The sequence below is a fragment of the Ekhidna sp. genome (assembly GCF_965227465.1).
Classification (GTDB): Bacteria; Bacteroidota; Bacteroidia; order Cytophagales; family Cyclobacteriaceae; genus Ekhidna.
Map to the genome: position 1 here is coordinate 2,296,023 of NZ_OZ245746.1, position 9,578 is coordinate 2,305,600.

The window sequence follows — 9,578 nt, forward strand, 5'->3', positions numbered from 1 at the left end:
AGATGCCATTATTCAGATTAGAAAAGTGACTTAATTCAGGTATCATTAAGTCATAGATAAAGAGTAGTGGGCTTTAATTCACTATTTTTCAACTTTTACTTTAATCCCTGAACCATCAACTATTTCAAAAGTGGCAGAGGCTAGTTTTACCTCTCCATCAGAAGACTCGATCTGTTTTAAAATAGATCTGAACAATTTGTCTTTGGTGATCCTTCTTCTCTTATATTCAACAGGGTATCTGAGTGTGAATTCGACCCAGTTGTCATTAAAGATCATTGTAATCATAGGCTTAGTGGTAGCATTTTCAATCAGGTACTTTTTTACCAGTTGTTTCCATGTTGTCGCGGCTGTTTCAGAAAATTTAGAAATAATTTCATCTAAAGATGATTTAAAGAATGTTTCTGCCAAGTCATAATTACTACCAAATCTTACGGGGATTTTGATTTCATCCCATAAAAATGGAAAGTCAGAGGAGTAGTTAAAGACTGGTTCCTTAAAGACAAAACTATTTGCAATCCGAACAATTCTACCATTATACAAATCGCCATCTACCCACTGCCCTGTTTCCATCAAGGTAGTTCTCAGCACGCCAATATCGATAACATCACCTTTAATTCCACCCAATTGCACCCTATCCCCTGTTTTGTAAAAGCCACCAAACATAATTGCAGCCCAACCTGCAACACTTGCGATAACTTCCTGCAAGGCAAATGCAATGCCTGCACCTGCCACACCTAATGCGACAGTAAAGCCTCCTAGCTTATCACTGAAAATGACGGAAATTAGCACTACAGTAAGCAAAAATCCCACAAAAGATGAGGCCTTCTTTACCCGATATCGCTGGTGCAATTCTTCAATATTATTGAATAATCGATTTTGGACCACCTTTAGCGCCAGCCAAATAATTATAACTCCAATAATGGTTGCTATTATCTTTCCTATGGTGGGGTCATAAATGGTTTGGTCTAAAAATGTTTCCATCAGTACTTAATAATATTACGCTTCTGAAGTATTGACCTTTTTATTTTCTTTGACTTTAAGAATTTTCTCTTCTAGCAATTTCTTAATAACTATTTCGGTCATTTCACTCTTGAATTTAAATTCATCTCTTATATCCAGCACATAGGCCTTGATCTTCATCTTAAGCAATGACTGACGGTCTTTAAATTCATTTGAAAAAATGATGGTTATTGGCTTGTTCATATAAATGTATCGGGATACTACAGCTGCTTGTGTTGCAATTGTTCTACATTGTGTGGTGTCTGCGTCTATTGGTAGGTAGATCTCAGCAACAACCTGACAATTAGGTTCCCCGGCATTTGCGTTCGACACGGAATGATTCATTATTTCACCATTCGGAATGGAAACCAAACTATCGTCAGGAGTAACAATTCGTGTAGATCTCAAACCAATCTCCACCACCTCTCCATAGTTACCTCCAACGTCAATTTTATCGCCAGCTTTGAATGGACGATCAAAAAGGATCATAACTCCTCCAAAAATATTCTTGATAATGTCTTGCGAGGCAAAACCAATAGCCACACCAACAGATGCGGAAAAAGCAAGTAGTGTAGCCGCGGGAGGCTGAAAAATTCCAGCAACCACTACAAAAACCAGCCCTATCCAGCCTAGAATTTTCACAACAGGTATGAAGCTCTTTATCGTAATTCTATATTGCGTGCTCTTTTCTGCGAAAATTTCAAGAATTTTGGATGTGATTCTAATAAACAGGTAGCCACCTATTAGAAAAATAATAGCCCAAAAAATCTTAGATAAAGAAATGATCTCTGAAATAGAAGGTGGCCCGGAGGGTGCTTGTATATCAGCTTTTTGTGCATTTGCAGAAAGTTCATTTAGTGAGTCGATGACCTGCTCCGTTTGTTCAGAAATAGTAACAAGCGAATCCATACTACTGCTGTCCACAATAGTCTGCTGGGCACTTAAATACCCTGAAATGCCAATTGAAATTAGGATTATAATGAATCTTTTCATCAGTGAATCAGGTTTTTAGATTTTAACATGGCAATAGTGTCTCGGTATACCATCGGGTTTACAAGATATACCTGCTCTTTTCGGGTGATGATACCATCTTGCAGCAGGGCCAGCAGGTTTAGTCGTGCTTTTGAAGTCGGAAGGTGCAAAATCTCCTGAAGCTGCCCCTCCGTAAGGCCATCATGCTGTATAAGCGCATGCAGCGTATACACCTTTTCCATCGAAAGCACAGAGATAAAGTTCAGGTCGGGGCTTTTGAATGAACCAATCGTTATCGTATTCTTGTCTACATTTTTAGTGGATAGCAGCCAGAAGATCAGCGCCAGGCTTACGTTGCTCTTGGCAAAAGAATTCAACGAAGTGAAGAAGGCATCTTTCAAGAGTTGCTGTTGTCCTTTTTCATCCAGCTGCAGAAACTTTTTATCCTCCTGGAATTCCTTATTTGCTTCAAACTTGATGTTATATCCGCTGATGCGATTTCTTTTCCAGATAATATTTACTATTTGTTCCTCTGTCAGATCACCCATTTCAATAACGTAGCTAAAAAACTCATTGATCTGTATCGCCTTACAGAGGTATCGCCAAGAATAAATCGTTGTGGTTGTAATCCAAAAAATGTTGTTATGAGTCCTTGAAATAAGTTGAAAGAGAAGTTGAAGTGCCATGAATCCCCCAATTTTTCGGAGGTACAGGTTTTGTAGATCCTCTAAAATTATCACTCTTTTAGGACCATTGTTTAGATAGTCAACAACCTGATCCGGGTTTTCAAACGATTCATTTTGAAAAACTTCCCTCATTAATTGGATGAGTCCACTTTCATCGTAAATGTTTTGTTTTGAAGAAAATCGAGTCACTAAGTATGGAAAGTTGCTTTGATGAATGGTGTAGTTTATAAAAGAAGTTAAACCTCCCCATTTTTCTCCTATAATAGTAGTGCCTGCATATCTTCCTTCATTCCAGTTATGAAATGCTTCATTTAAAAGGCGAGTTTCCTCTTTTCTACCCTCGAAGAGCTCAAGGTCTTCCAAGGGTTCAATTCTATATAACCTCATGTATATAAGAGGTAAGCTATTGATTGCATGCTGCGATTCAAGAAGAAAATCCGAAACCTGTCGGGTTATTGTTGGTTTACTTGCAGTGAGCACAAAACGCTCACTTACATTCGTAAGAAATTGAAAGGCTGAACTATAGGATTTACTGAGTAAACCTGAAACAAATCTTTTCCTTGACCTTATCTTTTCCCTAATCTCTTCTTTAATTTCATCCGCTTGCTTTGCAGCTTTTGCTCTAACTATTCTCAGTCTTAACTCACCCACATTTTCATTGATTGTGAGTTCCATTAATCGATTGCAAAAGGCATCAATTATAATTTCTAGTTTCTCACTATTAGCCTGCATCGCTTGTTCTAGTTCCAGCCTGGCTTTATCAATACGATTGTATGCTCGCTGTAACCCTTCTTCTACTACCTGAAGTGCCTCATCAGTTGAATTCTGTTTTTCCTCGATCAGAGAAATGGCTGAGTCAGTAGTAAAGGAAATAATCTGTCCAACATCCTGAATGTCAATATTTGCGGATTCAAGGACAGAGAAAAGTTCTGTTTTAACACTTTCTATTTCATCCTTGAAAATGCTTAATGCTTCAAATGAAATAAGCTCATAAGGAGAGATTTTCTTGAGCTCATCGCTTTTTGTTGGTGATTTGTATGACCAGTTTTTAACTATGACATGTTCATCTGAAAGTTCCTCGACATGGCCTTGAATACCCACCTCTAGTTTGTTTATTGCATTGGCAACCGACCGATTAGTAAGCGTATCGCTTAATCGAGGCAACAGTTCTTTATCTAATTTTTTTAAAGCCTGATAACCTACCTTTTTTATCTCTTTGCTAAAATCATCTTGGGAGCTATTTCTAACACTAACGCGACTTTCATTAATGAATAACTTAACAGCCTCAATTTCAGGATCTATTTGCTCTAATAGTTTTTTAATTTGTGCGGCTTTAAAGTTTTCAAACTCAGAAACGGTCTGATATTTCAAAGTATAGATATTGAGATCAGAACGCCATTCTTCGAACAATGCATACAGCGTGTTTTTCCATTCTAAATTGTTGTCCGACCAGCGCTTATCGGCCTTTTCAAATTGATCATCCAGTGAAGCATTAGAAAGTATTTTATTGGAAAACTCAATTGTTCCGGCCTTTTGACCATCTTCCTCGTACTGGGCAAGCCGCTCATCAAGCATTACGCTCAATAGACTTTTCGCTTTTCGTGAAAAAGAGGCTTTCAGGCCTTTTAGCTTCTTCCTGATCTCTTCCAGGTTCTCCGTCTTAGGCATGTCCTCATGCATCAGCTCTTCCTCCCAAATCTTAATGCTTAGGTACGCTTCGCAGATGGTAGTGAAAAATAAGTCCGTTACTATGCATAACGATTCAATCAAATTGGTCTGAAAATGGTACTTAGCCAGATTTCTTACAGGAACCTTATGCTTCCAGTAAGGGATCGCCTGTTTCTTTTTCTTAAGTTTGTTGGAGAGATGGAGCGGGGCATTCATAAAAGTAAATGCGATACGCTTTATCAACTTAAGCACCTTGGTAACTGTAGAATCTCCCTGCTGTGCATAGAATCGTTCCCTATCTTGTACTTTGAATTTACTAGAAGGGAGCGCCTCAAAAACGGGTGGAAAGGTTTGAATCAGGGTATCATAAATTTGTGAAAAATTCCCTTTTTCAGGCTTTCCCCACATGGCTTCAATGAGCGAGTATAGCTGTGTTTTGTATTCCGCAAGTTTAACAGGAGCATCGCGTTGTTCTACCGGAAGATGATGGAACGCATCCACGGCTTCAACGATCAGATGCATTTGTTCTAATTCATCCCCTAATTGATTTTTAATGGATTTTATATAATGCTTTTCAAGTAAGTCTAATACTTGCTTTTTAATGCCTTCTTCAAATAGGGTCATAGACGACAAACGATCGGTTGGTTAGTTAATTAGACTCTTCTTCAGCTTGCAATGAGCCTGAAGGAGAGAATTTTTCTTTTTTACTTCTACCAATTAAAGCTGGAAGCAACGCTAATGTAGTGCACAATGAACCAACCGCTACACAGACAGGCATGAGTAATGCTCTTGAAGTTTCTACACTCCAGCCTAGAAATCGCACTTCAACTACCTCAGCATTCTGTACTGAGAAAACTACAATAGCCAAAACAAAGACGAGGATTAGGATGATTCTAAAAAGTTTCATTTGACAATCTGCTACTTCTTTCTAAACTTTGAAAATAAATATTTGAAGCCACTTTTCATCCCTTCAAATAGCTCCTTTGCTTCTTCTTCAAGCTCCTCAATCTTCCTTTCCGCTCCGTCCTTAAAGCCTTCCCATTTCTCACCAGAGTGCTCACGCAAATCTTTGAGAGAAACCTCTAGCTCATCTTTCTTTTTGGAAAGAAAGATGATTTGTTCGTCTAGTTTTTCCTTTGTAGCATCTTTTAATCGGGAACTTTCTTCCTTCAAATTTTTCAGTTTTTCATCTACACCGTCAATAGCGGCAACCATCTTGGATTCATACTTGTTTTTTTCTTCTTCCTCTTTTGAGGTTACCGATTTTTTTGTAACTCTCATTTTCGGATTTGGTGTGGCTTTTTTCGTATTGTCCTTTTTACCACCAGTTTTCTTTGGGGTCTTTGATACTGTCATCGTTTTATATTTTCTGTTTAGACTACCTCTTCAGCAAAAGTCACATTCTAAAGTTCACTTTTACTATTTTAAGTCCTCATACTCTGGCAATATCAACAAAAGATTTCGCCAGTACCTCCTCAACTTGCCAACTTAAGTTAGTACTTACAATTGCCATAATCATCCAAGACAGATTCTTCTTTGATGAAACATGTCCTGCCAAAAAACAGCGAAGCATCTAACCCCACATATTTAATCTAATTCTTTACCAAGTCGTTAGTCACACCCTGAAGAAAAATAGCAGAAATCAGTCTTCCGTATCGCTAGAGGGGTCTATCATTCTGGTGGCTGTATTTGCCATATCTACTGAAAACAATTTACCCAGGTCAATCATCAGGTGTGCATAATTGATGGTGGCCATCACTTCTTTTTTCAAGGAAGGTGGAAGCTCATCAACCTTATTGATGTACTCGAATGGATTAATATCCTCCGGATTTAGCTCTTTGTATTTATCTTCCTTCTTCATAGAGTTTCATCAGTTTTGCTTTGGTCCTCTTTAATTTCATCTTCACAGCACTCTCACCAGAACCTGTCAGTTCCGCAATGTCTTTGATAGAAAAACCATCTTGATATTTCATTAATAGGATCGATTTTTCAGCTGGAGTAAGCTGCTCCATCAAAAGATTTAATGTCTCAATGTTAAGACTTAAAACTTCTTCGTCGGCTGGACCATCAAATCTAGAATCCTCTTTCTCTCGATTGATTTCTTCCCTCAAAGTAAGTTGCCGCTTTCGCTTCGCTTGATGGTCCACGCAATAATTATAGGTAATTGCATATACCCAAGTCGAGAATTTAGACTTTCGATTAAACTTAGACAGGTTGAGGTATATCTTTACTATTACATCATGCGCCACATCCTTTGCCTCAGACTCCTCTTTTGTGAATGATAGACATTTTTGAAAAATTTTTCCAGCATATCTATCATAGATTTCCTCAAAACATTCAGGCTGCCCTGCAATCAAAATTGCATCAATTAGCTCTTCATCTGTAAATTTCTTTTTCTGTGAGTCCAGCACAAGTTGGTTGACCAGGTAAGTGGCAAAAGAAAATAGAATTTCTTCCCTGATCAAAAAATTCTTTTTTACGAGCGACCTATTAATCATGATTCAAGCCGATATCTTGAATAAAAACACCACCATCATTGCCAGGCTCAATTCCTTGAAAGTTGAATTGCTTCTTCGCTACCCTTTCAAAATTTTCCATATGAATTTTTCTCTATGCTTGTTCTATTGGAATTGCTACTGCTGCAGATTTTAAATGTAAGTCTCTTTGAGGGAACGGGATTTGTACCTTATTTTCTATAAACTTTCTATTAATGGCGAATCTGATTTTACTCTTCACATCTTCAATTCTAAACTGATTGTTACTCCAAAATAATACTTCAAACTGAAGTGATGAGTCTCCGAAATCGATAAACCTAACAACTGTTTGGTGAGAAGGTACCACATCTGGATTTTCATCTGCAGCTTCTTTTAATAATTCTGCTACCAGGTCAACATTTGATCCATAAGCAACGCCAACAAAGAGGGAAAACCTGGTCACTTTTTTATTGTGAGACCAGTTTGTAACATTTTCATTGACAATCTTTGAGTTTGGTAAGATCATCATGATATCATTTCTCGTCTCAACTTTCGACGTTCTAAGTCCGATTTCTTTAACCCGAGCAACTATCCCGTCTACTTCAATTATATCCTCTACTTTGATGGAGTGCTCTGTTAAAATGATAAATCCACTCACCAAATCATTAAACAGTTGTTGTAATCCTAAACCAACACCAACTAATAGTGCTGCCGATCCAGCTAATAGAAATGTGATTTTGATGCCAAGTCCTTCAAGAGCAATTGAAATTGCTATCACTATCACAACATACTTAGCAATTTGATAATAGGCCATAGCCTGGCCTTTATCTAATCTTTTAAACAGCTTACCCCGTAAAAGTGACTTTTTAAGTATCCATAAAAAGATCCTGGTCACCATATAGACCAGGATCAGAAAAAATATACTTGACGCTTTAACGCTGTACTGGCTTATGCTAAAAAGCTCAAAATCCAATATCTCTTGAAGTGTCATAGGAACAGCTGTCTTTATTTAATGATTACTTTTTCAGTAAGTAGTCGCTTTACAGGAACTATAATAGTTTCAGAAGAAGTCTTCACTTGACATGAGGTAATGTCAATTTTTTCAATGGTTCCTTTTACATCATCCATTTCGATTTTTTGACCTACCTGAAAGTGATTTTTGGTATAAAAGCTGGATAGGATATTGGTAAGTATATCTTTTGATCCAATACCAAAAGAGACAGCAAATGCAAGTATGATACCCGCCACGATAATGGTCACATTAGAGGTGACTATCTGCGTATCTACGCCAGCCTGATTTAAAGCTGTAACTGTGATAATCACAAGGATTAGGTAAAAAGCAAAACTGCTTATTACTCTTGAAGAGGATACAGCCAAAGATTCCAAAATTGTTTTTAATCCTTTACGAACGAAAGTGGCTATATAAAATCCAATTACGAAGATGACAATAGCACTAAATAGCTGAGGGAGATAAGCAATCAAATCACCAATGGAATTTGATACAACAGACCATCCTAGTGTGTCAGAGGCTGTTACAAAAAACAGAAGCATTATAACCCAGTAAACGAACTTACCTACCACGCGTGAAGGATTAATAGTAATATTAGATCCACTTAGCATTTCATCGAGGTTAACTTTTTCTACAAGCTTATCAAACCCAATGGCCTTTAGTGCTTTTCTCACAATAAAGGAGACAATCTTCGCAATAATCCATCCTAGTAATAGGAGAAACAATGCTCCTAGAATATTAGGAAGTGCAGACATTAAACTCTCTCCAAGTGCAACCAATGACTGCAGGCCTACTTGTGTTAGATCAGTAATTTTTTCCATGATTTAATTTTAAGTTTAGGTTATTCAAGTTTTAAATATTGTTGGTTTAGACTCTGACATTTCGTTAAAGTCACATTTTTCAGCATTTTCTCCTTCATGCTTAAATCCAAGCAACTTGCAAGCTGTATTTCCCATGTTGGTTATGAATAATTCACCAACGTTTCCACCCATTCTTAATAAATCAATATCAGCTTCTACTTTGATTTTTAAATCTTTTGGTATTGCGGTCCTGGACCGTATTTCCACAAATGGATTAACCATGTAATAAAATGGGAGCAAAAGCTCCCATCAATAATTTATCAAAGAGACTTTTTGCCATCCCCAACCACTTCATTCAATACTTCTTTTAGAAGAACCCGTTTTCCATCCTTATAAGGCACAATCCATGCATCCTTCAACCCCATGGCCCTGAGGTGTTTTTTAAATTCGTCAGCCTTTTGATAGCTAGTGAAATATCCTAATGTGATTTCCTGTACTCCAATATTATTTTTATCGACCTTAATGTATCGTCCCTCCGGATCAGCAAATTCGGATAAGTCTCGTTTGGTATACCCTCCAATCTGAACACGAAACGTCAATCCCTTGTCGATTGTAGCTATTTGATTGGGTTTTGATGTTGCAGATTCATTCTTTACAAGCTGTCTTTTGACGTTACTTAATTGACTATTTAGTGAAGTAATCTGATTATTTAAATCTTCAAATTCACCTACTAAAGAGCGGATTTGATTCTCTTGTTCAAGATTTTTAGATTTTAAATCACTCATTTCCCCTTTTAAGCTCAGAAGCCTTTCTGGATTGGACTTATAACTTTTCGCCTCTTTGATTAAGGCCTTTCTTTCAGCTTTTGAAAGTTTAGTATCCTGACCGCACACAGCCTGGCTGAGGATCAGCATTGATAATAATATTAGGCTTTTCATTTTTACTAACTATTTATCTCTTTCGACTGCTT

The 9,578-nt window shown here is 37.4% G+C and carries 11 protein-coding genes; all 11 read right to left on the bottom strand.

The window, feature by feature from the left end; all coding sequences use genetic code 11:
- Positions 1-81: 81 nt before the first annotated feature.
- Positions 82-981, bottom strand: a complete 900-nt coding sequence (locus ACO05G_RS10075) for a mechanosensitive ion channel family protein (protein WP_421762672.1) — start codon at positions 979-981, stop codon at positions 82-84.
- A 15-nt stretch (positions 982-996) separates the two neighbouring features.
- A complete protein-coding gene (locus ACO05G_RS10080; protein ID WP_421762673.1) occupies positions 997-1,992 on the bottom strand; it encodes a mechanosensitive ion channel family protein in 996 nt (331 codons plus the stop codon).
- Complete coding sequence (locus ACO05G_RS10085) at positions 1,992-4,949, bottom strand: hypothetical protein (protein ID WP_421762674.1); 2,958 nt, start codon at positions 4,947-4,949, stop codon at positions 1,992-1,994. The genes ACO05G_RS10080 and ACO05G_RS10085 overlap by 1 nt, the downstream gene beginning before the upstream one ends.
- Positions 4,950-4,974: 25 nt before the next feature.
- Positions 4,975-5,232 carry a hypothetical protein gene (locus tag ACO05G_RS10090; RefSeq protein WP_421762675.1) on the bottom strand — a complete coding sequence of 86 codons (258 nt, stop codon included), beginning with the start codon at positions 5,230-5,232 and terminating at the stop codon, positions 4,975-4,977.
- 11 nt (positions 5,233-5,243) lie between these two features.
- The gene (locus ACO05G_RS10095; protein ID WP_421762676.1) at positions 5,244-5,681 is read right to left on the bottom strand and encodes a hypothetical protein; all 438 of its coding nucleotides are present in this window, start codon (positions 5,679-5,681) and stop codon (positions 5,244-5,246) included.
- A gap of 286 nt (positions 5,682-5,967) precedes the next feature.
- Positions 5,968-6,186, bottom strand: coding sequence for a hypothetical protein (locus ACO05G_RS10100; protein WP_421762677.1), 219 nt, complete (start codon positions 6,184-6,186; stop codon positions 5,968-5,970).
- Positions 6,170-6,790 (bottom strand): RNA polymerase sigma factor, encoded by a 621-nt coding sequence (locus ACO05G_RS10105; protein WP_421762678.1) that lies wholly within the window; start codon positions 6,788-6,790, stop codon positions 6,170-6,172. The genes ACO05G_RS10100 and ACO05G_RS10105 overlap by 17 nt, the downstream gene beginning before the upstream one ends.
- Positions 6,791-6,935: 145 nt before the next feature.
- Positions 6,936-7,790, bottom strand: a complete 855-nt coding sequence (locus ACO05G_RS10110) for a mechanosensitive ion channel family protein (RefSeq protein WP_348284314.1) — start codon at positions 7,788-7,790, stop codon at positions 6,936-6,938.
- Between the two features lie 14 nt (positions 7,791-7,804).
- Positions 7,805-8,629 (bottom strand): mechanosensitive ion channel family protein, encoded by an 825-nt coding sequence (locus ACO05G_RS10115; protein ID WP_348284313.1) that lies wholly within the window; start codon positions 8,627-8,629, stop codon positions 7,805-7,807.
- A gap of 24 nt (positions 8,630-8,653) precedes the next feature.
- Complete coding sequence (locus tag ACO05G_RS10120; protein ID WP_421762679.1) at positions 8,654-8,890, bottom strand: hypothetical protein; 237 nt, start codon at positions 8,888-8,890, stop codon at positions 8,654-8,656.
- 38 nt (positions 8,891-8,928) lie between these two features.
- Positions 8,929-9,546: a hypothetical protein gene (locus ACO05G_RS10125; protein WP_421762680.1), complete on the bottom strand. Its 618-nt coding sequence runs from the start codon at positions 9,544-9,546 to the stop codon at positions 8,929-8,931.
- Between the last annotated feature and the right edge of the window lie 32 nt (positions 9,547-9,578).

Excerpts from the sequence above, each read along its gene's own strand:
- ACO05G_RS10090 (WP_421762675.1), bottom strand. The coding sequence starts at position 5,232 with ATGAAACTTTTTAGAATCATCCTAATCCTCGTCTTTGTTTTGGCTATT.
- ACO05G_RS10115 (WP_348284313.1), bottom strand. The coding sequence starts at position 8,629 with ATGGAAAAAATTACTGATCTAACACAAGTAGGCCTGCAGTCATTGGTT.
- ACO05G_RS10120 (WP_421762679.1), bottom strand. The coding sequence starts at position 8,890 with ATGGTTAATCCATTTGTGGAAATACGGTCCAGGACCGCAATACCAAAA.
- ACO05G_RS10080 (WP_421762673.1), bottom strand. The coding sequence starts at position 1,992 with ATGAAAAGATTCATTATAATCCTAATTTCAATTGGCATTTCAGGGTAT.
- ACO05G_RS10095 (WP_421762676.1), bottom strand. The coding sequence starts at position 5,681 with ATGACAGTATCAAAGACCCCAAAGAAAACTGGTGGTAAAAAGGACAAT.
- ACO05G_RS10085 (WP_421762674.1), bottom strand. The coding sequence starts at position 4,949 with ATGACCCTATTTGAAGAAGGCATTAAAAAGCAAGTATTAGACTTACTT.
- ACO05G_RS10100 (WP_421762677.1), bottom strand. The coding sequence starts at position 6,186 with ATGAAGAAGGAAGATAAATACAAAGAGCTAAATCCGGAGGATATTAAT.
- ACO05G_RS10125 (WP_421762680.1), bottom strand. The coding sequence starts at position 9,546 with ATGAAAAGCCTAATATTATTATCAATGCTGATCCTCAGCCAGGCTGTG.
- ACO05G_RS10110 (WP_348284314.1), bottom strand. The coding sequence starts at position 7,790 with ATGACACTTCAAGAGATATTGGATTTTGAGCTTTTTAGCATAAGCCAG.
- ACO05G_RS10075 (WP_421762672.1), bottom strand. The coding sequence starts at position 981 with ATGGAAACATTTTTAGACCAAACCATTTATGACCCCACCATAGGAAAG.